Annotated in this window: 19 protein-coding genes; 5 read left to right on the top strand and 14 right to left on the bottom strand. The window is 46.0% G+C overall.

Annotation, left to right across the window (positions count from 1 at the left end; genetic code table 11):
• Positions 1 to 89: 89 nt before the first annotated feature.
• From A3K86_RS11225 to xerD, 8 genes are all read right to left on the bottom strand, one after another.
• Positions 90 to 1,436 carry a sigma-54-dependent transcriptional regulator gene (locus A3K86_RS11225; protein ID WP_068330988.1) on the bottom strand — a complete coding sequence of 449 codons (1,347 nt, stop codon included), beginning with the start codon at positions 1,434 to 1,436 and terminating at the stop codon, positions 90 to 92.
• A 227-nt stretch (positions 1,437 to 1,663) separates the two neighbouring features.
• Complete coding sequence (locus A3K86_RS11220; RefSeq protein ID WP_068330987.1) at positions 1,664 to 2,938, bottom strand: dicarboxylate/amino acid:cation symporter; 1,275 nt, start codon at positions 2,936 to 2,938, stop codon at positions 1,664 to 1,666.
• Between the two features lie 528 nt (positions 2,939 to 3,466).
• On the bottom strand, positions 3,467 to 3,898 hold the full coding sequence (locus A3K86_RS11215) for a hypothetical protein (RefSeq protein ID WP_068330986.1): 432 nt from the start codon (positions 3,896 to 3,898) through the stop codon (positions 3,467 to 3,469).
• A 214-nt stretch (positions 3,899 to 4,112) separates the two neighbouring features.
• Positions 4,113 to 5,618, bottom strand: a complete 1,506-nt coding sequence (gene lysS / locus A3K86_RS11210; RefSeq protein ID WP_068330985.1) for a lysine--tRNA ligase — start codon at positions 5,616 to 5,618, stop codon at positions 4,113 to 4,115.
• 32 nt (positions 5,619 to 5,650) lie between these two features.
• Positions 5,651 to 6,749, bottom strand: a protein-coding gene (gene prfB / locus A3K86_RS11205; protein WP_107270318.1) for a peptide chain release factor 2 whose coding sequence is annotated in 2 segments (ribosomal slippage) — positions 5,651 to 6,673 and positions 6,675 to 6,749 — 1,098 coding nt in all. Because the reading frame shifts where the segments join, the coding sequence is not laid out codon by codon here.
• Between the two features lie 275 nt (positions 6,750 to 7,024).
• On the bottom strand, positions 7,025 to 8,749 hold the full coding sequence (recJ, locus tag A3K86_RS11200) for a single-stranded-DNA-specific exonuclease RecJ (RefSeq protein WP_068330984.1): 1,725 nt from the start codon (positions 8,747 to 8,749) through the stop codon (positions 7,025 to 7,027).
• Positions 8,750 to 8,859: 110 nt separating this feature from the next.
• Positions 8,860 to 9,588 carry a bifunctional protein-disulfide isomerase/oxidoreductase DsbC gene (gene dsbC, locus A3K86_RS11195; RefSeq protein WP_068330983.1) on the bottom strand — a complete coding sequence of 243 codons (729 nt, stop codon included), beginning with the start codon at positions 9,586 to 9,588 and terminating at the stop codon, positions 8,860 to 8,862.
• 169 nt (positions 9,589 to 9,757) lie between these two features.
• Positions 9,758 to 10,654, bottom strand: coding sequence for a site-specific tyrosine recombinase XerD (gene xerD, locus A3K86_RS11190; protein WP_068331314.1), 897 nt, complete (start codon positions 10,652 to 10,654; stop codon positions 9,758 to 9,760).
• 229 nt (positions 10,655 to 10,883) lie between these two features.
• Between xerD and fldB the strand changes: the two genes are divergently transcribed.
• Positions 10,884 to 11,402: a flavodoxin FldB gene (gene fldB, locus A3K86_RS11185; RefSeq protein ID WP_068330982.1), complete on the top strand. Its 519-nt coding sequence runs from the start codon at positions 10,884 to 10,886 to the stop codon at positions 11,400 to 11,402.
• Positions 11,403 to 11,503: 101 nt separating this feature from the next.
• On the opposite strand, the gene brnQ is transcribed toward fldB, so the two are convergent.
• Positions 11,504 to 12,817, bottom strand: a complete 1,314-nt coding sequence (brnQ, locus tag A3K86_RS11180; protein WP_084406578.1) for a branched-chain amino acid transport system II carrier protein — start codon at positions 12,815 to 12,817, stop codon at positions 11,504 to 11,506.
• A 361-nt stretch (positions 12,818 to 13,178) separates the two neighbouring features.
• On the opposite strand from brnQ, the gene A3K86_RS11175 reads away from it, so the two are divergent.
• Positions 13,179 to 13,901, top strand: a complete 723-nt coding sequence (locus tag A3K86_RS11175; RefSeq protein WP_068330981.1) for a tRNA1(Val) (adenine(37)-N6)-methyltransferase — start codon at positions 13,179 to 13,181, stop codon at positions 13,899 to 13,901.
• Between the two features lie 159 nt (positions 13,902 to 14,060).
• Positions 14,061 to 15,308, top strand: coding sequence for an ATP-dependent RNA helicase SrmB (srmB, locus tag A3K86_RS11170; protein WP_068330980.1), 1,248 nt, complete (start codon positions 14,061 to 14,063; stop codon positions 15,306 to 15,308).
• 82 nt (positions 15,309 to 15,390) lie between these two features.
• Here the strand turns inward: srmB and yaaA are convergent, their stop codons facing one another.
• The gene (gene yaaA, locus A3K86_RS11165; RefSeq protein WP_068330979.1) at positions 15,391 to 16,170 is read right to left on the bottom strand and encodes a peroxide stress protein YaaA; all 780 of its coding nucleotides are present in this window, start codon (positions 16,168 to 16,170) and stop codon (positions 15,391 to 15,393) included.
• A gap of 259 nt (positions 16,171 to 16,429) precedes the next feature.
• Between yaaA and A3K86_RS11160 the strand changes: the two genes are divergently transcribed.
• A complete protein-coding gene (locus A3K86_RS11160) occupies positions 16,430 to 17,143 on the top strand; it encodes a hypothetical protein (RefSeq protein WP_068330978.1) in 714 nt (237 codons plus the stop codon).
• An 87-nt stretch (positions 17,144 to 17,230) separates the two neighbouring features.
• Here A3K86_RS11160 and A3K86_RS11155 read toward each other — a convergent pair whose 3' ends face one another.
• Positions 17,231 to 18,658 (bottom strand): alanine/glycine:cation symporter family protein, encoded by a 1,428-nt coding sequence (locus tag A3K86_RS11155; protein ID WP_068330977.1) that lies wholly within the window; start codon positions 18,656 to 18,658, stop codon positions 17,231 to 17,233.
• Positions 18,659 to 19,373: 715 nt separating this feature from the next.
• Here A3K86_RS11155 and A3K86_RS11150 point away from each other — a divergent pair.
• Positions 19,374 to 19,556 carry a DUF3545 family protein gene (locus tag A3K86_RS11150; RefSeq protein ID WP_068330976.1) on the top strand — a complete coding sequence of 61 codons (183 nt, stop codon included), beginning with the start codon at positions 19,374 to 19,376 and terminating at the stop codon, positions 19,554 to 19,556.
• A 63-nt stretch (positions 19,557 to 19,619) separates the two neighbouring features.
• Here the strand turns inward: A3K86_RS11150 and A3K86_RS11145 are convergent, their stop codons facing one another.
• The 3 genes from A3K86_RS11145 to nfo all read right to left on the bottom strand — a co-directional run bounded on the left by A3K86_RS11145 (position 19,620) and on the right by nfo (position 22,366).
• Positions 19,620 to 20,153, bottom strand: coding sequence for a hemerythrin domain-containing protein (locus A3K86_RS11145; RefSeq protein WP_068330975.1), 534 nt, complete (start codon positions 20,151 to 20,153; stop codon positions 19,620 to 19,622).
• A 186-nt stretch (positions 20,154 to 20,339) separates the two neighbouring features.
• Complete coding sequence (ung, locus tag A3K86_RS11140) at positions 20,340 to 21,020, bottom strand: uracil-DNA glycosylase (protein ID WP_068330974.1); 681 nt, start codon at positions 21,018 to 21,020, stop codon at positions 20,340 to 20,342.
• A gap of 497 nt (positions 21,021 to 21,517) precedes the next feature.
• Complete coding sequence (gene nfo, locus A3K86_RS11135) at positions 21,518 to 22,366, bottom strand: deoxyribonuclease IV (RefSeq protein ID WP_068330973.1); 849 nt, start codon at positions 22,364 to 22,366, stop codon at positions 21,518 to 21,520.
• Positions 22,367 to 22,603: the final 237 nt, after the last annotated feature.

The raw sequence follows: 22,603 nt of genomic DNA, 5'->3' as shown, positions 1-22,603 counted from the left end.
CATAAAAAAAGCGCCTTACGGCGCTTTTTGCTTTTTCATTAGGGCCATTTCATTGACCTTATATTTTCATCAATCACCAAGCTAACCACTTAAGAGTGCGCACTTTGGCGGAAACTCTTTGGTGACGACAATAAGTCGTGCTTATTGAGCAAACGGTACATGGTTGCCCGCGAAACCCCAAGCTCACGCGCGGCCGCAGAGATCTGCCCTTTGTTGTTTTCCAACACGGCTAACAAAGCGGTTCGCTCTGACTCTTCACGAATCTTCTTCAAGCTCTGCTTATCATCTGCCAACCGTGGAATATCCAACTGATCGGCATCGATATTCGCTTGCTCAGCCAATAACACCGCGCGTTTTACCTGCGTCAGTAGCTCACGCACATTGCCCGGCCAAACATAAGCTTGCAGCATGCGCTCGGCTTCTTCTGAAAAGTGACGAGCCACACTGTTGTATTGACGAGCAAATTTGAGCAAAAAGAAATTCGCCAATTGCATGATATCTTGCTGACGTTCGCGTAATGCAGGCACTGAAATATTGAGAACGTTCAAGCGGTAGTATAAGTCCTGACGCAACTTACCGTCATTTAACAACTCTTCAGGATCATGGCGGGTCGCCAACATCAAACGTACATCGCCTGATACTTTACGACCACACTGTGTCGTGAACTCACCGTCTTGTAAGTACTGCAATAACTCACGCTGACGGGCATCGCTTAACTCAGCGATCTCATCCAAAAACAACACCCCATCATGCGCGGCACTCAATAAACAGCGCGATTCACCGCTATCATCGTCACGGTGATCACACCATGACGACGTCAGTTGCTGACAGGCTACCCGCACAAAACCAGCACGGGCACGTTTCGACGCTTGGAAAATCGCTTGAGCAGCGAGCTCTTTACCAGTACCAACCTCCCCTTGAATAAACACAGGAACATCGGTTGCTGCTACGCGTCGCACCTGATGGCGCAACTTTTTCATGCTCTCGCTCTCACCTTGCAACCCAAGGTGACCAAACTGTCCAAGTTGCGGCCAGATCTTACGTTCCAGCTGCAACATCCCTATCTGATGGCCGATGGTTTTTTGTAGCTGTGAGATAGGCAAAGGTGCCGTGAAATAATCAATACAGAAATTCACAATAAACTGGCAAATTGCGTCGGATTTCAATTGGTCATCACGCACTAATGCTAACCAACGCACTTGTTTATTGCGGTTCACTAATGCCGCGATCCCTTGAAGGCTGAAATCATCACGGCTTAGGTCAATCACACCAATACATGGGCCAACATCAATCAGTAAGCCTTCCGCTGCCCTTAAATCATAACAGCGATGACACATCCAGCCGGCTTGCTCCAATGTGGTAAGCCACTCCGCTTTACCGCCACCAAAGACCACTAATGCACCAGGGTCTGAACTCATGAATAATGCGCTCCCCATTTCATTTGCCTTATATCTTGATACTTTTTTCCGAAAATCGCGTGCTAACCACACAATTTAACCGATTATCGGGAAAGAAGTTGCTGATGATATATGGCACATTTAGATAAATGCAACAAGTTTAATATAGTTCAGTTTGCACTTGGTGCAATTTCATATAAAACAGAGAGATTATACGCAAAAAGCGCCCAATGGGCGCTTTTTATTCAGAAGGGTAGCAGCAATTCTTAGCTTACTGTCACAGTGTCGCTTGAAGTTTGAGTCGATTCGACATCAATTTCATTCTCACTCTTCGCAACAATGGTATTCACTGCAGTATCGCCGACAACGTTAGAACTGGTACAGAACATGTCATTAATACGGTCAACTGCGGCAATGATAGCAAGACCTTCTGGCGGCAAGCCTAGTTGGTGAAGCAATACACCAACCATCACCACACCACCACCAGGAACACCACCTGCACCAATTGATAGTAGTAAGATAGTTAGCCCTAGCGTAAAGACATCGGCAGAGTTAATTGGCTGACCAAAAGCATTTGCTACAAAGATTGTCGCTAACGCAATGTAGATAGATACGCCTGACATGTTCATAGTAGCACCAAGTGGTACACCAAAGCCTGCCACAGACTTCGATACCCCAATTTTGTCAGTCAGCGTGCGCATTGTTACAGGGATTGTTGCATTCGAGCTTGCAGTTGATAGCGAGAACAGAATTTGCTCACGGATGCTACGTAGGAAGGTTGATGGTTTAATTCCCGTTAACAGCCCTACCATCATTGGGTAGAAGAAGAAGATCCAGAACACTAGCATTGCGACCACCAGACCAACATAGCCCGCTACCGACATCAAAGTGTTAGCATCCAGCGTTGCACCCAATTGGATCATCAGGGCAAATACACCGTATGGCGCAAGGCTCATCACAAGACCAATCAGCTTCATCATGATCTCATTAGCCATTTTGAAAGTCTTGATCGCAGGACCACCACGGGTATCCAGCGCTTGAATCGCGAGGCCCGTTAGGATTGCCATGAAGATGATTTGTAACATGTCGCCATTTGCAAACGCTTGGAACGGGTTGCTTGGTACGATGTTAACAATCAGTGAGAAGATATCCGGTGTTTCAGTGGTAGTCAGTTCAACCGCTTCCGAAACTGAACCTGCTAGGTTTGCACCAGCCCCCGGCTGGAAAATCATACCGATAGTCAGGGCTGCCGCAATCGCAATGATGGTGTTAATAATGTAAAGGCCAAAGGTTTTACCACCAAGACGACCAAAAGCTGTGATGTCTTTCAATTCCACAATACCGCAAACAATCGATACGTAAACCAGAGGTACCACAAGCAGTTTGATCAGTGATACGAACATACCACCCGCACCTTCAGCAAGGCCCAGCACGTAAGTATCCATTAAAGTCACGCCGTTAAACAGATACTGGATCGCAGTACCTATAATCAGACCAGCAAATAGGCCTGCAAATATCTTTCCTGATAGCGATTTGTTCATCGTCCATCTCCAGTTGGTTGTGCTTGTTAATAGTTTGTTTACTACTTCATCCCACTGTTCCTCGTGAGTTCAGCGACATTTTACATAGATGATGGTGGCTGAAAAGTAAAAATTTTACACTTTAGCTACATTTAACACTCAAATTTAAACACTGCTGAGATCGGATATTTGCGATATAAAAAACTAAAGATCAGCTAAAACGGTAACTTATCAATAAACACTTGTATGAATTTTGCCGAGGATTAACAGGGATGTAGCACGCAGAAAAATGCTCAAGATTGTGAATGTAATCACACCCAAGAATTCACTATAGGGATATTTGGTAAAGAAAGTTGCTTAAAAGAAACGCAGTAATACAACAAGAAATATTGATCAAGCAGCATAATAACCTGAGGGAGCTCTACCGATGCGTGATTCGCTAAGACGTGGGTAAAGACAACACCAAAACATGAAAAAAGCCACCTTGCCAGCGTAATAATTACCTATACACCGAGCAAAGTGGCCTCATCAAATCAAGGTTTACAAGGATTAGGACTTGTTCAAAATCGCTTGGCACTTCTCATCAGTCAACACTTGAGTCACATACCCACCGTGACCCGCGTACCAGTATCGTAGTCCCATACCTGCCGCTAGTGGATCGGCAAAGTTTTCGCATGCTCTTGGGAACAGGTCTTTCTCAACAGCGCGGCGGTCAAAGTCCCAAAAACGGCGGCTGTTTTGTAACTGAAAGACCACAGTCAGCAGCGCATTTTCTGGCGTGTATTGGAAAGTCATATTACCGCCACCACCAGGAAAAGCTTGTGAAGGCTCATTATTGAGTTTCAGCAATTCAACCTCATAAGCCTCAGGCACTGTACTGACAAAATCGGTTGCTGGTGGCGTTAACTTTTGTGTCGCACAACCAGAAAGTACCGTTGTAATCGCAGCCGCTGCAACGAGCAAGCGTAAATTCATTTTCATCTTAAATCCGTTTTGTTTAATCGTGAGTGAGTTACGGTAAGCCTTGAGCAAAAGCTCAGTTACCTAACACCACTGTTTGTAGCTATCTTACTGTATTTATAGGGTTTAATTATTGAGTGATAGCAAATTTTCGCCAGTAAACATAAACAACACGCATAAAAAAACCACCCTAAAGGGTGGTTTTAACAAGATAACTTGAATTACAAAAACGTAATTAGTTCGCTTGTGGACGCATCGCTGGGAACAGAATCACGTCACGGATAGTGTGCGTGTTAGTGAACAGCATAGCTAGACGGTCGATACCGATACCTTGACCCGCTGTTGGCGGTAGGCCGTGCTCTAGTGCAGTGATGTAGTCTGCATCGTAGAACATTGCTTCGTCATCACCTGCATCTTTCGCTTCAACCTGCGCTTTAAAGCGTTGGTCTTGGTCTTCTGCATCGTTAAGCTCAGAGAAACCATTTGCAACTTCACGACCACCGATGAAGAACTCGAAACGGTCAGTGAAGAATGGGTTGTCATCGCTACGACGAGCCAGTGGCGAGATGTCCGCTGGGTAACCAGTGATGAAGGTTGGTTGAATTAGCTGAGGCTCAGCTGTTTCACCAAAGATTTCTTCAAGTAGTTGGCCACAAGTCCAGAAGCTTTCAACTTCAACGTGAACAGATTTTGCGATCTTAACCATTAGGTCACGGTCTTGAACACCTTCTTCTGTTAACGCTTGAATATCAGCGTGGTCTGGGTTGTAGTGCTTAATTGCTTCAAGCATAGTCATACGTGCGTATGTACCACCAAACTCAACCATTTCATCGCCGTAAGGCATTGCCGTTGAACCTAGCACTTCTAGTGCTACAGAAGACAGCATTGCTTCTGTTAGATCCATCAGATCTTTGTAGTCAGCGTACGCCATGTAGAATTCCATCATAGTGAATTCTGGGTTGTGACGTGGCGATAGACCTTCGTTACGGAAGTTACGGTTGATTTCGAATACACGCTCAAAACCACCAACAACTAGACGCTTCAGGTAAAGCTCAGGCGCAACACGTAGGTACATGTCGATGTCTAGGGCATTGTGGTGAGTGATGAATGGACGTGCAGTCGCACCACCCGGGATCACGTGCATCATTGGCGTTTCAACTTCCATGAACTGCTTAGATACCATGAAGTTACGGATCGCAGTTACTAGCTTAGAGCGGATGATGAACGCAGTACGAGAATCGTCGTTAACGATTAGGTCAACGTAACGCTGACGGTAACGCATCTCTTGGTCAGTTAGACCGTGGAACTTCTCTGGAAGTGGACGAAGTGCTTTAGTTAGCAACTCGTACTCATCCATGTTCACGTAAAGATCGCCTTTACCTGATTTGTGAAGTGCACCTTTAACACCGATGATGTCACCGATATCTAGGCCAGAGAATTTTTCTTTTAGTTCTTTCTGAACTTCTTTCGCTGCGTACGCCTGGATACGACCAGAAACGTCTTGAATCGCTAGGAATGGACCACGTTTCGCCATTACACGACCCGCGATAGCCACAATGTGGTTCGCTTCTTCTAGCTCTTCTTTGCTTAACTCGCCGTATTTAGCCTGCAGGTCTGCCGCTAGGCTATCGCGACGGAAATCATTTGGGTGACCGTTTGCTTTACAGTTCTCGCGAATCATATCTAGTTTCGCACGACGTTCAGCAATCAGCTTATTTTCATCTTGTAATTGATCAGTCATGGGGGGAACCCTTAATTATTAACCTGCTAAGGTTAGAGACCTGATTTCAGGCTGGCTTCGATAAAACGGTCTAAATCGCCGTCTAGTACAGCTTGGGTATTTCGGTTTTCTACCCCTGTACGTAAATCTTTGATACGGGAATCATCCAGTACGTAAGAACGGATCTGGCTACCCCAACCAATGTCAGACTTAGAGTCTTCGTTGGCTTGCTTCTCAGCATTTTGCTTCTGCATCTCAAGCTCAAACAGTTTTGCTTTCAACTGCTTCATCGCCTGATCTTTGTTCTTGTGCTGAGAACGGTCATTCTGACACTGCACCACAGTATTCGTAGGTACGTGCGTAATACGTACCGCTGATTCGGTGGTGTTAACGTGCTGACCACCCGCACCCGACGCACGGTATACATCGATACGTAAGTCAGATGGGTTGATGTCGATGGCGATGTTGTCATCCACTTCTGGGTAAATAAACGCAGAGGCAAATGAAGTATGACGACGACCGCCTGAATCGAACGGTGATTTACGTACTAGACGGTGAACACCGGTTTCAGTACGTAGCCAACCGTAAGCGTATTCGCCACTGATGCGAACCGTTGCCGATTTCAGACCAGCAACTTCGCCTTCAGACACTTCAATCACTTCAGTTTTGAAGCCTTTTGCGTCAGCCCAGCGTAGGTACATACGAAGCATCATCGACGTCCAGTCTTGCGCTTCAGTACCACCTGAACCCGCTTGCAAGTCGATGTAGCAATCAGATTCGTCGTGATCGCCAGCGAACATACGGCGGAACTCAAGCTTCGCAAGCTTCGCTTCTAGTTCTTCCAGTTCAGGACCGATCTCGTCAAACGTTTCTTGATCGCTTTCTTCAATCGCCAACTCAAGTAGACCTTCAACGTCTTCAACGCCTTGATCTAGCTGGTCAATCGTATCTACCACAGCTTCTAGTGCTGCGCGTTCTTTACCTAGAGCTTGAGCACGTTCTGGCTCATTCCACACATCTGGTTGCTCTAGCTCTGCATTTACCTCTTCTAGACGCTCTTTTTTAGCATCGTAGTCAAAGGTACCCCCTAAGGACATCAGTACGTGCTGATACATCCTCAAGTCGGTTTTTAATAGGATTAATCTCGAACATTGCCACTCTTCATAGCCGAAATGGACATAACCGAAGGATTCTATCGAATTGTAGATAGAATATACAGAGGGAGAGCAAGGTTATCTGTGATTTTATTTATTGTTATATCACTGAGTAAAGGCGATGAAAACAGCTTCATTGCTTAGCTTAACCCCTTCATTCTCCTTAAGACCCAAGTGAAAAAGGTGAATTATTCAGGGTTAATATCCAATAAAACAAAAAGGCGAAACATTATGCAGTTTCGCCTTTTAAATATGAGTTGAAAAAATTTTTAATTATTTTGCGTTTAAGTGCTCGACCATGAGCTGCACACTGGTATTGCCACGGAACTCATTGATATCAAGGCGATAAACCAATTCGATGGTTTGCACCGATGCATCAGGCCAGCGACGCACATCAATATTAAAGGCAATAGCATCGATCACCGCGCCCCCAGCTAATGGCTCAACCATCATCTTGAGGTGTTTGCCGCCCACCAATTTTTGATGCAGTAAACGAAACTCGCCATCAAACGTCGGCTCTGGGAATTGCTGCCCCCACGGGCCACCGCTGCGTAATAACTCCGCTGTCGCCAAATTCAAATCGTTGCCATTGAGCTCACCGTCGGTCAATAACACACCTTTTAGCGCATCTTCATCCAGCTCATCACGCACCGCTTGATCGAACGCGTGACTGAAAGCGTCTAATTTATCTTCTGGAATGGTCAACCCTGCCGCCATGGCGTGACCACCGAATTTCAAAATCATGCCCGGGTTCTTGGTATCGATCAAATCCAAGACATCACGCATGTGTAACCCAGGGATTGAACGGCACGAGCCTTTGATCTCACCCTTACCCGCATCGGCAAAGGCAATCACTGGGCGGTGGTATTGTTCTTTGATCCGCGAAGCCAAAATACCAATCACCCCTTGGTGCCAATCGCGCTGGCACAGCACCAAGCCGTAAGGCATATCCGCTTTATTAAACTTAAGGCGCTCACAAATTGCGACCGCTTCGTCTTTCATGCCTTGCTCGATCTCTTTACGCGTCTGATTCAAGCCATCCAGCTCTGAAGCCATGCGACGAGCAGCTTGAATGTTGTTACACAGCAAAAGCTCAACCCCGAATGACATATCATCCAAACGTCCTGCGGCATTAATTCGCGGCCCTAGCGCAAACCCTAAATCACTGGTCACCAATTTCGACGCATCGCGGTTCGCCACTTCAATCAAAGCTTGGATCCCCGGGCGACACTTACCCGCGCGAATACGCTGCAACCCTTGATGGACCAAAATACGGTTATTGCCATCCAGAGCGACAACATCCGCGACCGTACCTAACGCCACTAAGTCCAACAACTCGGCTAAATTGGGCTCGGCGATCCCTTTGGTGGCAAACCAGTTGTCTTGGCGTAACTGCGCTCGTAGTGCCAGCATCAAATAAAAAGCAACGCCAACGCCACACAAGGCTTTGGAAGGGAAATCGCATTCGTACAAGTTTGGATTCACAATCGCATCAGCTTGCGGCAGCTCATCCCCCGGCAAGTGGTGGTCAGTCACCAACACTTTGATACCTTTGTCTTTCGCAGCGGCAACCCCTGCAATCGAAGAGACACCGTTATCAACCGTCATGATAAGTTCAGCGCCTTTCGCCACCGCTTGCTCCACCACTTCAGGGCTCAAGCCATAACCATCATCAAAACGATTAGGCACCAAATAGTCGACATTTTCACTGCCTAACATCTGCAATGCCAATACCGATAATGCCGAGCTCGTCGCACCGTCCGCATCGAAGTCACCAACAATAATAATGCGGGTATTGTTAGCCAATGCATCCACCAGCAGTTGTACTGCTGCAGGAATACCGTGTAATTGATTGAAACTCAGCAGTCCTTTTGCCCCGCGCTCAAGCTCCGCTTCAGAGCGGATACCACGGCTGGCGTAAATTCGTTGCAACAAGGCTGGGGTTTGATCTGAAAAGCCGGACGTATCGGCGGTAGGACGACGCTTAATTTCAATCATAATTATCTTTCTTTTATTTGCGGCTGAATCCGGATTCTACCCCAATTCCAACAAAAACGCCCCGCACAGTTTCCTGTACGGGGCGCTAAATAATGACGTGATGCGATTGCTTAGCTTTTAGCTTTGCTATCTAGCATCTTACGCAGCATTGCGGCAGGCTGGTAGCCCGGCAGCATAGTGCCATCTTCCAGTACCAAAGCTGGTGTACCCGTTACACCCATCGCTTGACCTAGGTGGAAATGCTTCATCACCAAGTCGCCACGCGGTGTCACACCTTCGGTATTTAAAGTGCCGTTCTTCGCTTCATTCATCGCTTTCGCTGGGTCTTTTGCTCCCCAGATTGCGCTCATTTCATCGAAGTTACGCGAACGTTCGCCACCACGAGGGAAAGCAAGGTAACGCACGGTAATACCTGCTTCATTGTACGCAGGGATCTCACTGTGCAGCTTACGGCAGTAACCACAGCTAGTGTCGGTAAATACGGTTACTACGTATTTTTCATCTTTAGCTGGGTACACGATCATCTCGTCTTCCATACCTTGAAGCTTATCTTTATTAAGCTTGGCTAACTTCTGCTCCGTCAGGTTCACGGGTTGAGCATCCGTATTTTGGTACAGGTGACCAGCAATAAAGTATTCACCATTGTCTGATACGTAGATGATGCCACGCTCAGTAACCACTTCGTTCATACCTGTCACAGGTGAAGGAGAAATCGAAGTCGGCGATAACCCTAACGCACTCATCTTCGATTCAATAGCGGCATTATCAGGTGTTGCCGATACTGAAAACGCAGTCAAAGCGACAGCAGAGGCAAGTAGAGTACGACCAATAAAGTGCATTCGATTCTATCCTTTTAGATCTAAATAAAGCGGCAGTCCGCACTAAATAGCGAGAGTTTCGCTACTCACTACATCAACAGACCTTTAAGAGTCCCAAAAACTTTCAAAGTTCCTGCAGTTAGTAGCATTTGGATACGGAGCATAAACCAACGCAGGAAATACGCAACCATTACGCGCGAGGGTGATGGGCTTCGTGAAGCTGCTTCAAACGCTCGGTTGCAACATGAGTATAGATCTGGGTCGTGGATAGATCACTGTGCCCTAACAGCATTTGCACAACGCGTAAGTCTGCACCGTAGTTCAATAAATGGGTGGCGAAAGCATGGCGCAGTACGTGTGGTGAGAGCTTATCGGTATCAATACCAGCCAGTACCGCGTAATGCTTGATCCGGTGCCAAAACGTTTGGCGCGTCATCTGCTGGGCACGTTTACTGGGAAAAACCACATCCGAACTTTTTTTACCCAGTAACTGTGGACGACCGTGTGCTAAGAACTGCTCAATCCAGTCAATGGCATTTTCTCCCATCGGCACCAAGCGCTCTTTCTCGCCTTTACCGACCACACGCACCACACCTTGGCGTAAGCTGACGTTTTCCATGGTCAAACTCACCAGCTCAGTAACACGCAATCCCGTGGCGTACAGCAGCTCCAACATGGCTTTGTCGCGCAGCTCAAGGGCATCGTTAGGATCTGGAGCATCCAACAAAGCATCGACTTCTGCTTCGCTGATATCTTTTGGCAGGCGCTTTGGTAGCCGTGGACTCGCCAGCATAGCACTGGGATCATCTGGACGTTCTTTTTCACGGTTCAGGTATTGGAACAAACGACGGATAGCTGAAGCCATACGTGCGCGTGATGTTTGTTTGTAATCCGCATCGAATAACCACTGCTGGTAACGCTGTAAGTCGTTTTCGGTCACTGTTAGCACCGACAACCCATTGTCAGCAAGCCAGTGCTGTAATTTAAGTAAGTCATTGCGGTAAGACATCAGGGTATTTTGCGATAACCCTCTTTCCATCCACATCGCATCGAGAAAACGCTCGATACGGATTTCATCATTTTCCACCACAACCTCGATCTTTGTTTCACGCCATCCCCTTGCAAAACTTGCCAAGGGTACTGGGTATAAATACAGTAGTTTTGGCTATAGTAGTCTATTTCACGCAAAAATGTCATCTTTGTTGTGCGCCAATCAGCTGCAAACCATAGAGGAATGACAGCAACAAGGGTACACTCACGCTATTCGAGACAAGGGCGCAGACCCTTAGCTAGTATTCAACCGACGAGAAAATCCCATGAAGATTGGCTTATTCTACGGCTCAACCACCTGCTATACCGAAATGGCAGCCGAAAAAATCCGTGAATGCATTGGCCCTGAGCTGGTCAGCCTGCATAACATCAAAGAAACCGCAGTCAGCGAAATGAATCAATACGATATGCTGATCCTTGGGATCTCAACTTGGGATTTCGGTGAGCTGCAAGAAGATTGGGAAGCGGTATGGGAACAACTCGACGGCTTAACCCTGAGCGGTAAAACCGTGGCACTGTTTGGTCTGGGTGATCAAGAAGGTTACACCGAGTGGTTCCTCGATGCGATGGGCATGCTGCACGACAAACTATTACCGACTGGCGCTAACTTCGTGGGTTACTGGGAAAACAAAGGTTACAGCTTTGAAGCCTCTAAAGCCCTAACCGAAGATAAGACTTACTTTGTCGGTTTAGCGCTGGATGAAGACAGTCAATACGAATTCAGCGATGAGCGCATCACTACTTGGTGTGAGCAGATCATGACTGAGTACGCTGAAACGCTGTAACGTACGTGAACGGATAACTCACATCACGACGTAAAAAGACAGATAGCAAAACGGGACGCCTTGGCGTCCCGTTTGTATTTTCAGTGAATCACGTTATCACATTACGCAGGGCGTACATCTTGTGATTCAGCAGCCGCAGTACCCACAAAGCGAGTAATCGCTAGCGCTGCAAAGGTAGGGATCACCCACGCCATACCATAGTCAAACAGTGGTAGAACGTTTAGTGAAGATACATCCAAGCCCATGAACTTCGCTGCATCAATCAAGCTAAATAGTAGCGACACTAGCAGTACTACACGGTAAGCCATGCGTGGATTCGGTAGCCATTTGCGAACAAATGTCAGTGCCACCAATGCCACCGCAACTGGGTATAGGGCAAACAATACAGGGATAGACAGCGCAATCAGCTGATTTAAACCCACGTTTGCTACCACACCACACACAACAGCTAGGATCACCGCCCACTTCTCGTACGACAGTTTAGTTAGCGAGCTGAAGTAATCAGAACATGCACTGATAAGGCCAATCGCCGTCGTCAAACATGCTAGCAATACAATTACTGACAAAATGATTTGACCAGCAGGACCAAATAGCGCTTGAACATAAATGCTTAAGATTGCACCGCCGTTCTCAGCACCTGATGCAATACCTGCACTGGTTGCCCCTAGGTAGAATAGCGAGATGTAAACAAACGCAAGACCAGCCGCTGCAATCAAACCTGCGTAAACAAGGTAAGTACACGTTGCCTTCTCATCGGTCACGCCTTTCTTGCGGATCACATCCACAATCAACATACCGAACATTAGTGCCGCGAAGGTATCCATGGTGTTGTAACCTTCAAGGAAACCTGTTGTGAACGCTTGGTCTAGGTAATCACCTTGTGCCGGTAGGATATCGCCTTGCGGGCTCACAAAAACGGCAATCGCAAGAATCGCCAATACTGCAAACAGTGCTGGAGTCAAAAACTTACCAATCATGTCGATAAGCTTGCCACGAGACCATGCAAAGAACAGTGCCACTGCAAAGAACACAACAGAGAATACCGTTAGGCTCGTTTGCCCTGCATCAGCAATAAACGGTTTCACTGCCATTTCGTAAGCCACAAGACCTGTACGCGGTGCTGCAAAAGCGGGACCAATAATAATGAAGATCAGCACAGCCATCAGAGTGGCAACAGAAGGTGGTAAATCGCGAGTTAACCCTTTCCAGCCGCCACCTGCAACCGCAACTGCAATAATACCGATAAGCGGTAAACCTACAGCCGTTGAAAGGAAACCAAACATAGCAGGGAGTAAGTTATCACCTGCCAATTGACCTGCCTGTGGCGGAAAGATGATATTCCCCGCCCCTAAGAAAAACGCGAAGGTCATAAAACCTAACGCTAGGATGTCTGTTAATTTGAGTGTTTTATTCAAACTGCACCTTCCACTCGTTTATCTAATTCATGATTTATGTCTGCATATTGTTGTTATTTTGTTACAAGCATCTTATGTGGTGATGTAACAAATATGTCGAAATAATGAAGAAAAATTGCTCGATAAGCAACCTTCTAGGGAAAAACACCACTATATCTAACACGCAAGGTCAAAAAGCAGTAGATAACACCAATTTGAGGTCACCATACGAACACATAAACCAATAATTGATAGTTATATAAAAGATCTGAAACAGACTTATCGTCTATTTATTGACCAACAATAAAATATTTTTGCCTGAACAATTTGCGCCACCACGGCTGGAAATACCGATATAATGCCGAGGCTAGCAGGAGGAAACATGGCAAAAGGCTTCACTTTCAAACAATTCCACGTCGATGATTTGGGCTGCGGTATGCCTGTCAGTACCGACGGGGTACTCTTAGGCGCATGGGCAAAATTACAACCGCAAGGAGAGATCCTTGATATCGGCACGGGTAGCGGTCTACTCGCATTAATGGCAGCCCAGCGCACGAATGCCAACGCCAAGCCACATCGCATTACCGCGCTAGATATTGATAGCAGCGCGATCAAAGCGGCACGTCACAACTTTGCCCATTCCCCTTGGCATGCACGATTACAAGCTGAGCATCAAGATGTACTCGCTTGGCTAACGTCTCGCCCTGCGCACAGTATCGACACCATAGTGTGCAACCCGCCTTATTTTAACTTTGGCGAACAAGCGCAATGCGACAAGCGCGCAACCGCTCGTCACACCGATACTTTGGATCATCAAGCATTAATCGCAGCCATTAAAACCTTATTAACGCCAACAGGTGTCGCCAGTTTTATCTTGCCGGAATACGAAGGACGTCAGTTCATTACGGCAGCCAACGAATATGGCTTATATTGCCAATCACTGTGTGAAATCCGCACCACAGAGAAAAAGCCTGTCGGGCGTTTATTGTTCGCCTTAACGCCGAAAAGCTGCGAGACCGAAATAGAACAGCTTTGTATTCACCATCAAGGGCAATATTCTGATGCTTTTATTGCCCTTACTCGCCACTTCTACCTTAATATGTAAGCAAGGTAGCGAGGGCAACCTAGCAACTTGAGGGGGCTTAAGTATATAATGCCGCCCCTTATATTAACGCGGCTTGCCGTTTGTCTTTTGATTTCACCTTAAGCGTGACAGGAGATGATCATGGTTAGCACTGGTCTTATTCCCGAGGAGATATAACTGGTGAGAGACTTTTCCGAATTAGAGTTAGATAGCGAACTATTAGAAGCAATTGCAGAAATAGGTTACTCACGCCCGACAGATATTCAGGCGCAGGCTATCCCTCACGCCTTGGATGGTCGCGACGTACTGGCATCGGCTCCTACTGGAACGGGTAAAACCGCTGCATTCCTGCTACCAATGATCCAGCACCTGATGGACTTCCCGCGCAAGAAACCGGGGCCTGCACGTGTATTGGTGCTAACACCAACACGTGAGCTAGCCATTCAGGTTGCAGACCAAGCGCGCGCGCTAGCGAAACATACCCCGCTGAATATTTTCACCATCACGGGTGGTATTTCTTATGACGAACACGCAGAGCTACTGGGCAAAACCCAAGATCTTGTGGTTGCCACCCCTGGCCGTCTGATGGAATACATCGAAGCTGAGCGTTTTGATTGTCGTGCAATCGAATGTCTGATCCTAGACGAAGCTGATCGCATGCTAGACATGGGCTTTGCTAAAGTGGTTGACCGCATTCACAACGAATGTCGCTGGCGTCGTCAAAGCTTGCTGTTCTCAGCAACGCTTGAAGGTAAAGGTGTTCGTGAGTTTTCACAAACAATCCTTAACGAGCCTGTAGAAGTTGACGCAGAACCTTCACGCCGTGAGCGTAAGAAGATCCACCAGTACTACCTACGTTGTGACAACATGGAGCACAAACTAGCACTACTGGAGTCACTGCTAAAAGATCAAGCTGAGCGCAGCATTGTGTTCATCAAAACCCGTGAGCGCCTTGCAGAACTGCGTGATCAACTAGCCACATTGAACATCAAGTGCAGCTGGATCCAAGGTGAAATGGCACAAGCATCGCGTAACAACGCCATTGCTCGTCTACGTGATGGTCAAGTGTCTGTCCTGCTAGCAACTGACGTTGCAGCCCGTGGTATCGATTTACCTGATATCAGCCACGTAATTAACTTCGATCTGCCGCGCACATCAGATGTTTACCTACACCGTATCGGTCGTACTGCTCGTGCAGGTAAGAAAGGTACTGCAATTTCATTGGTTGAAGCACACGATCAGGCGATGATCGAACGTATCAGCCGTTACATGAAAGAAGACGTGCCAGAGCGCTTCATTGAAGGTCTACGCCCAACAACCAAGAAAGCCAAAACCGTGAAGAAGAAAAAGGTGAAGGTAGATAAAAAGGTTAAAGCGGCGAAGCAGAAAAAAGCGCTAAAGAAAAAGCAAAAAGTGACTAAGAAATAAGCTGACTCTTCACTGCATATTTCAAGCACCATCAAAAAAGGCAGAGCAAACGCTCTGCCTTTTGTTTATCTGAATATTGACGTTACTTCGTTTGCTCTTCACGCTTGAAAACAAGCTCGGTCGCAGTCGACTCAGCCTCAACAAAGTAATAGCCTGCCACATCAAACTGCTTTAGAGCTTCTACTGAATCCACGCGATTATCAATGATGTAACGAGCCATCATGCCGCGTGCTTTCTTAGCGTAGAAACTGATCACCTTATAAGTGCCATTCTTACAATCTTTAAACACCGGCGTGATCACTTTTGCTTGCAGTGTTTTAGGTTTCACCGCTTTAAAGTATTCGTTCGATGCTAGGTTCACCAACACATCATCGCCTTGAGCGGCAAGGGCTGAATTCAGCTCATCGGTAATGATATTGCCCCAGAATTGGTACAAGTTAGTACCACGCGGGTTTGCCAGTTTAGTGCCCATTTCTAAGCGATAAGGCTGCATCAAATCTAACGGACGTAGTAAGCCGTATAAGCCAGACAGCATACGCAGGTGATCTTGTGCCCAAGCAAAATCGTCATCCGACAGCGTTTCTGCCTCTAAGCCTGTGTATACATCACCTTTAAACGCCAATACCGCTTGGCGACTGTTTTCGGTGGTGAACTCAGGTTGCCATTCAGCAAAACGGGCCGCATTCAAGCCCGCAATTTTATCGCTGACTTTCATCAGGCTACCAATATCGGCAGGAGTAAGTTCACGGCAGACTTCGATTAGCTCCGCTGAGTGCGCAGTTAAAGTCGGTTGGGTATGTGTTGAGGTCGCTAAAGGTGACTCGTAATCAAGGGTCTTAGCCGGAGAAACCACAATTAACATAAGGTGTTATTCCTTCGCTGACTGAAATTTTTAGTTATCTACCTCAGAGTATCACGCCCCTTGCCAACCACAAACTCTGATAACAGCTTCAAGTGCTATTACATTGCGCAATATAATTTACAAGCATAATACCACTACTAAAAACCATATAAAAAAGCCTTAGAAAAACACGAAATTATTACACCCCAGATTCTGGTTTGATAACAAACCTAGAGGTTAGAATTTACGAACAATTTTTAGCCTTTAATGGGAAATAACAATGAAAAAACTTATTTTGTCTGCTCTAGTAGCAACCGCGCTTGTTGGTTGTGGTGGTTCTAAAAACGATAATAATAACGATGACATTAAACCTAAAGCCGATAAGTTTAACGGACTATTTATCGAAACTAATTTCAGCACCACGGATCACTTAGCATCAGAAACCAAACAGGCAACCGTGGTACTCAATCAGAATGGTTATTACACCGGTGTCACCGACTTTAACGACGGCAATTCAATTCAGATCAAGTTTGATGGTCATGGTAAAACACTTGCTGAAGTTTACAAAATCGACGTACCAAACAAACAAATCAAATCAGTAGCTAATAAGTTAGTCAGTGTAAACATGAAAGGAGATAAGCTATCTCTTTCTCTTCCTGAAAATAAAGAGCTCGGTAATCTAGATCTCACCAAAATTACAACGAAGTGGGAAGATGGAACGTTTCAATTTTCACCACCATCTGATCAACCTGTTTCATTAACGATTAACGTGAAGGGTGAAACAATTTCTATTGACAATAAGAACATACCTACGCTCAAAGTGAGCAATAATGTTTACAAAACAGCAGTGTACGACAAAGAGACAGCGCAAACCGTTTCTTTTCTATACACCATGTTTGAACTAGATGATGGTACAACTCAACTTTACCAAGGTATGTACATGGGTGAAGACAACTACAATGTAATGAACACTTACTTGCCTAAGCAAAAGTAACCCCATTTTCATCACAACAAAAAGCCCCGCATTGCGAACAATGCGGGGCTTTTTATGACACCAATTCAGGTCACATGGGTATCAGATTTATTTCTTGTCTTGATCCCAAATACCTTCTTCAAGCTGCGCGTGCAGCTCTGGGTAGTCTTTACTATCAAAGGTTGGCACTTTGCCTTGCGATAACTGCTTATTGTAGTCACGCGCCAGCTTCACCACAGTACCCGACAGTAATACAATCGCCACCAAGTTGATGATGGCCATCATCCCCATCGATACATCGGCCATGGCCCATACGGTTGGCAGATCAGCCACCGCACCAAACATCACCATGCCAAGAACAATCACACGGAAGATATTCAAGCCCGCTTTATGGTTGTGTTCTAGGAAGATCAGGTTGGTTTCTGCGTATGAGTAATTCGCAACTAACGAAGTGAAAGCGAAGAAGAAAATCGCCACCGCAATAAAGATGCTACCCCAATCACCGACTTGTGAGCTAAGCGCACGCTGTGTCAGCTCGATACCAGTAATTTCACCATGTGGTACATATTCACCAGACATCAAGATGATTGCCACTGTCGCAGAACAAATCACGATAGTGTCCATGAACACGCCCAGCATCTGCACGTAACCTTGCGACGCAGGGTGTGGCGGATACGGTGTAGCCGATGCCGCAGCATTTGGCGCAGAACCCATACCAGCTTCGTTCGAGAAAAGACCACGCTTCAAGCCGTTGATCATGCCTTGTGCAATGGTGTAACCCAAGGCACCAGATGCCGCTTCTTCAAGGCCGAAAGCACTGCGGAAGATCAGCATTAATACATCCGGTAGCTTCTCAATGTTCATCGCCATAATGAACATAGCAATCAACAAGTAGAACAGTGCCATCGCAGGAACAAGTAGCTCAGCGGTACGGGCAATCGCACGCATACCACCAAAGATAATGAAGCCCGCCATGATAACCAGTGCCACACCTACGTACGCAGGGTTCCAACCAAAGGCGACATTCATCGCTTGGGTAATGGAGTTGGCTTGCACTGAGTTAAACACCAAACCGAACGCGATGATCAGACAGATAGAGAACACCACGCCCATCCAGCGCATGCCCAAACCTTTTTCCATGTAGTACGCCGGACCACCACGGTAGTTACCGTCATCATCTCGAGTTTTGTATAGCTGCGCCAAAGCACTTTCAGCAAAGGCTGTCGCCATACCTAGCATGGCAATCAGCCACATCCAGAAAATGGCACCAGGACCACCTAGCGTCAAAGCGACTGCAACACCCGCCATGTTACCGGTTCCCACACGGGCAGCAAGGCTAGTACAAAGTGCTTGGAAAGATGAAATGCCTGCTTTATCGGATTTACGGCTATTCTTCATCACTTTAAACATATGGCCAAAGTGACGGAACTGAATGAAGCTAAGACGGTAAGTAAAAAAGATCCCCACCCCGATCAGGAGGTAAATCAGTACGGAACCCCATAACAGGTCATTCAAAAAGTTAATCTGACTTGTCACGCTTCCCCCTCTAAATATGTAATAGAAAACGCTTCTGCCTCAAGATCTGAACCAGAACACGTAAAGTCATTCGGTTGTTTATAATCAACCTTAGTTGTTGTTATGTGTTTGCGGTAATTACACCGTAGACAAATAATCTGACTGTCGACGACACCGTACAGCGGGCCGTTATTTGATGCGTTGGTCAGTGACCAAGCAGCAGATGGCGCATGATCATGCCAAAAATCATGCCAGTAACGCAATATGCATTTTGTTTATTACGTAATTCCTAATCCCTACATAACCTCGCTTTCGACCGAGGTTAACAAGAGAAAAAGTTACACATCCACCTCAATACCATAACAATTGAGCAACTCAAGAAAGAGCTACCGCCGAATATACTTTTGCTACTTCATACGTTTTGAGCGCAACTTTATTAGCAACAACCCGCTTGTAACACGGTAGTTACGGTATTCTAGATTAAGAAGTGGCGAAAGCTAACTCAAGCTAGATAATAAATCATCATCAACAGCGCAAACGTTTTCCTTGCTTGTTTTTTGTGCGGTAGAGTTATTGTTGTGAGTGGACTCTCATAAAACCTTCATCAAATGATAACAATTGCGAAACGTATCAATTTTATTTTATTTGCCAATATGCTATTTAACTAGAGAGCAATCTGGTGAAATATCCAGCATTTAGCGATTGCTTTAACACTGTAAGGAAAGAGGTGCTAATTATGGACAACGACGCATTCGACGACATTCTTGCAATCGAGCGTCCAGCACGCAGTACCCGCAGTAAGCCGGTAAAGCGTAAGTGGCGTGAAATTGAAGCATTAAAGGACAGACAACGACTTCAAAAAGAACTCGATGGTATTGATATGTTCCGTGACAACACGGACGATCTTCTCAACTATTAACCACCAATAACCCCATTACCAAGCGCCAGCATTGATGCTGGCGCTTTCATTTGAAATGCAGGATTAAGCCGACATGTGTTCGTGTAGGCGCTGATAACGAGGCGCGACTTGCTCACCAAACAAGGGATCACACTCGCACTCTTGATATAGCTCAGCCACATTTACCCAGTCTTGGGTCGTGAAATGGCGACGGATCAACGGCAGCACTTGGCGTTCTTCAAACTGCAAATGCTCTCGTTGACGAAGCACAAATTGATTGAGTTTTTCGGCAAATACATCAAGTGGGATCACCGCATCCATCAAGATCATATCAACGGTATCGGCAAAGGCTTGGGTCAGTTTCGCCAGCTCCTCATGCTCTAAATCCAGCTGAGCAATGGTTTCTTTATCCCCGTAGTGTTCAAGATAATAATGATAAATCACATCTTCTTTAGGGTGATGGCATTGCTCAGCATGTTGGTGAAGATACTCAACAATATCTTTGAGCAAGCTGTAATTAACCGTTTTGCCTTGCTCTATGGCGACCAACTTTTGCTGCAAAATATTCAGCAGTCGATTGATATACCCATGCTCGGCGTGGATTGTTTCTAACATCATAGCGACCTCCCGCTTTTCGATCTGTGATGACCGATTCTTCCCTGATCAAGCACTTCCTTGACCTGACTGGTCTGTAACATTGATTTTCAACACGTTACTTTAAGCGTACGAGAGGATATTAGACGACGGATTGATCCTGATTATTAAAGCTGCAATACGAATAAAACCACCAATTTTGATGAAATATTAAGCAATATCTTTTAAGCGCCAATCAATTGGTGATTTATTCATCTGGGAAAGTAGCATATTAGTCTGCGAGAAATGCTGGCAACCAAAGAAGCCACGATAAGCCGATAACGGTGATGGGTGTGCTGATGTCAGAACATGGTGACGCTCGGTATCAATTTTCTTCCCTTTCTTCTGGGCATGCGCGCCCCACAACAAGAAGATAATGCCTTCACCGTGTTGATTAAGCGCTTCAATCACACGATCGGTAAATTGCTCCCAGCCGATTTTGGCATGAGAGTGGGCTTTACCTTGCTCTACCGTCAACACGGTATTGAGTAATAACACTCCTTGCTCTGCCCATGACTGCAAATAGCCATGATTAGGAACAGTGAAACCATCGATATCGGTCGCCAACTCTTTATACATATTGGCAAGCGATGGCGGCGCTTTCACTCCCGGTAATACAGAGAAGCTAAGGCCGTGAGCTTGGTTCGGCCCGTGATAAGGGTCTTGCCCTAAGATCACCACTTTTACTTGATCAAAAGGAGTGGTTTCAAATGCGTTGAAGACGTCATCAGCGGCTGGATAAATCGCTTTGCCTGCGGCACGCTCTTGCGCCACATGTTGCTCGATATGTTGAAAATAATCTTGTGACTGCTCGTGATCAAAAAGGGTTTGCCAGCTGTATGCCTGACTCATGGTGCGCACCTAACTCATTAGCAAAACGTTATACATAACGTTGTTATAGAATGCGCCTTAGTTTAAGGAAGAATCTCGCCAACAGCCAGCAATAGCCCTACCCTCATTAACAGCCATACGTCTTAACACTACTTGATTGATGTATCTGCAAGGTTATACGCACCGCATAACACAGACGCTATTTATGAGGCACTATAGGTGTACGCCAGTGACCTCGCCCCTGCACAGGGCGATATGCTTGTGGCAACTGAGCTGAATAGCCTGCAAATAAAATGAGCACTTCGATATTAATCATGGGAAAACCTCCTCTCTTTCTCTCACTACAATCAATGAAAGATAAATGCCAACATTTCCCCTCCTAAAAATAAGCCTTTAGATACAAAGCATTAAAATAACAAAGTACACAATAAAGAGATAAGAACGCTCACGCTCGGCACCACAAATAAGCAAGTCGCATACTTGTGGTGCACTGATGAAGTGGTCGTTAGCTTGGTAGATTAAGCGGCAGGAATAAACGAGCGCAGCGTAGTGAGCTCTTGTTGCCAGATGTCAGGATTAATGGTTTCAAGCACTAATGGCATATTATCGAAACGCTTATCTTGCATTAGGAAGCGGAAGCAATCCCAGCCAATCTCACCTTCGCCTAGGCTATGGTGACGGTCGAGGTGACTACCTAGCTTTCCTTTAGAGTCGTTCAAGTGCATTCCACGTAGATATTGCATCCCGACCACTTGATCAAATTCAGCAAAAGTTGCCTCGGTTGCCGCTTCGGTTCGTAAATCGTAGCCAGCCGCAAACGCGTGACAGGTATCGATACACACTCCAACCCGTGATTTATCTTCAACTTGATCAATAATTTCAGCCAGATGCTCAAATCGCCAGCCCATATTGCTGCCCTGACCCGCGGTATTCTCAATTACAGCAACCACATCAGGTACAGCGGCATGTGCCATATTGATCGATTCAGCAATCAACGACAGGCACTCCTGCTCAGCAATTTTCTTTAAATGACTGCCTGGGTGGAAGTTAAGGAGTGTTAGACCAAGCTGCTGGCAACGCTCCATCTCATCAATAAAGGCATTACGCGACTTTTCTAACTTCTCGGTCTCAGGAGCACCAAGGTTAATTAGGTATGAATCGTGCGGCAAAATCGCTTCAGGACCGAAACCTAGCAGCTGGCAACAGGCTTTGAACTTATTGATCACGTCTTGCTCTAGCGGTTTCGCTACCCACTGACGCTGATTCTTAGTGAAAAGGGCAAAAGCATTCGCTCCAATTGCCGATGCATTTTGCGGTGCATTATGAACGCCGCCAGCGGCTGAAACATGGGCGCCTAATAACTTCATTTTGATTTCCTAACTCTTGCTCATTCATCGTTATTTGACGCGCATTCTAACCAATGCCATCCCTGCAATCTTCCCTTTTTATTGGACTGTTACTTTTGCACGACAATTACAACAAAATGGGTAATCACAACCAGCTAAATACAAGGAATTGAGTAAATTTAACGCACAAAAATGTAGTAATAAAATTACAAATGAAAGTTAAAAATTATTTTAAATTATAAAAAGAGGCTAACAATT

The sequence above is a fragment of the Photobacterium jeanii genome (assembly GCF_001650345.1).
Lineage (GTDB): Bacteria > Pseudomonadota > Gammaproteobacteria > Enterobacterales > Vibrionaceae > Photobacterium > Photobacterium jeanii.
This window is presented reverse-complemented; position numbering and strand designations above follow the sequence as displayed.

Excerpts from the sequence above, each read along its gene's own strand:
- dsbC (WP_068330983.1), bottom strand. The coding sequence starts at position 9,588 with ATGCACTTTATTGGTCGTACTCTACTTGCCTCTGCTGTCGCTTTGACT.
- fldB (WP_068330982.1), top strand. The coding sequence starts at position 10,884 with ATGAAGATTGGCTTATTCTACGGCTCAACCACCTGCTATACCGAAATG.
- nfo (WP_068330973.1), bottom strand. The coding sequence starts at position 22,366 with ATGAAGTTATTAGGCGCCCATGTTTCAGCCGCTGGCGGCGTTCATAAT.
- recJ (WP_068330984.1), bottom strand. The coding sequence starts at position 8,749 with ATGATTGAAATTAAGCGTCGTCCTACCGCCGATACGTCCGGCTTTTCA.
- A3K86_RS11215 (WP_068330986.1), bottom strand. The coding sequence starts at position 3,898 with ATGAAAATGAATTTACGCTTGCTCGTTGCAGCGGCTGCGATTACAACG.
- A3K86_RS11220 (WP_068330987.1), bottom strand. The coding sequence starts at position 2,938 with ATGAACAAATCGCTATCAGGAAAGATATTTGCAGGCCTATTTGCTGGT.
- A3K86_RS11175 (WP_068330981.1), top strand. The coding sequence starts at position 13,179 with ATGGCAAAAGGCTTCACTTTCAAACAATTCCACGTCGATGATTTGGGC.
- A3K86_RS11160 (WP_068330978.1), top strand. The coding sequence starts at position 16,430 with ATGAAAAAACTTATTTTGTCTGCTCTAGTAGCAACCGCGCTTGTTGGT.
- lysS (WP_068330985.1), bottom strand. The coding sequence starts at position 5,618 with ATGACTGATCAATTACAAGATGAAAATAAGCTGATTGCTGAACGTCGT.
- ung (WP_068330974.1), bottom strand. The coding sequence starts at position 21,020 with ATGAGTCAGGCATACAGCTGGCAAACCCTTTTTGATCACGAGCAGTCA.
- A3K86_RS11145 (WP_068330975.1), bottom strand. The coding sequence starts at position 20,153 with ATGATGTTAGAAACAATCCACGCCGAGCATGGGTATATCAATCGACTG.
- yaaA (WP_068330979.1), bottom strand. The coding sequence starts at position 16,170 with ATGTTAATTGTGGTTTCTCCGGCTAAGACCCTTGATTACGAGTCACCT.
- A3K86_RS11225 (WP_068330988.1), bottom strand. The coding sequence starts at position 1,436 with ATGGGGAGCGCATTATTCATGAGTTCAGACCCTGGTGCATTAGTGGTC.
- A3K86_RS11150 (WP_068330976.1), top strand. The coding sequence starts at position 19,374 with ATGGACAACGACGCATTCGACGACATTCTTGCAATCGAGCGTCCAGCA.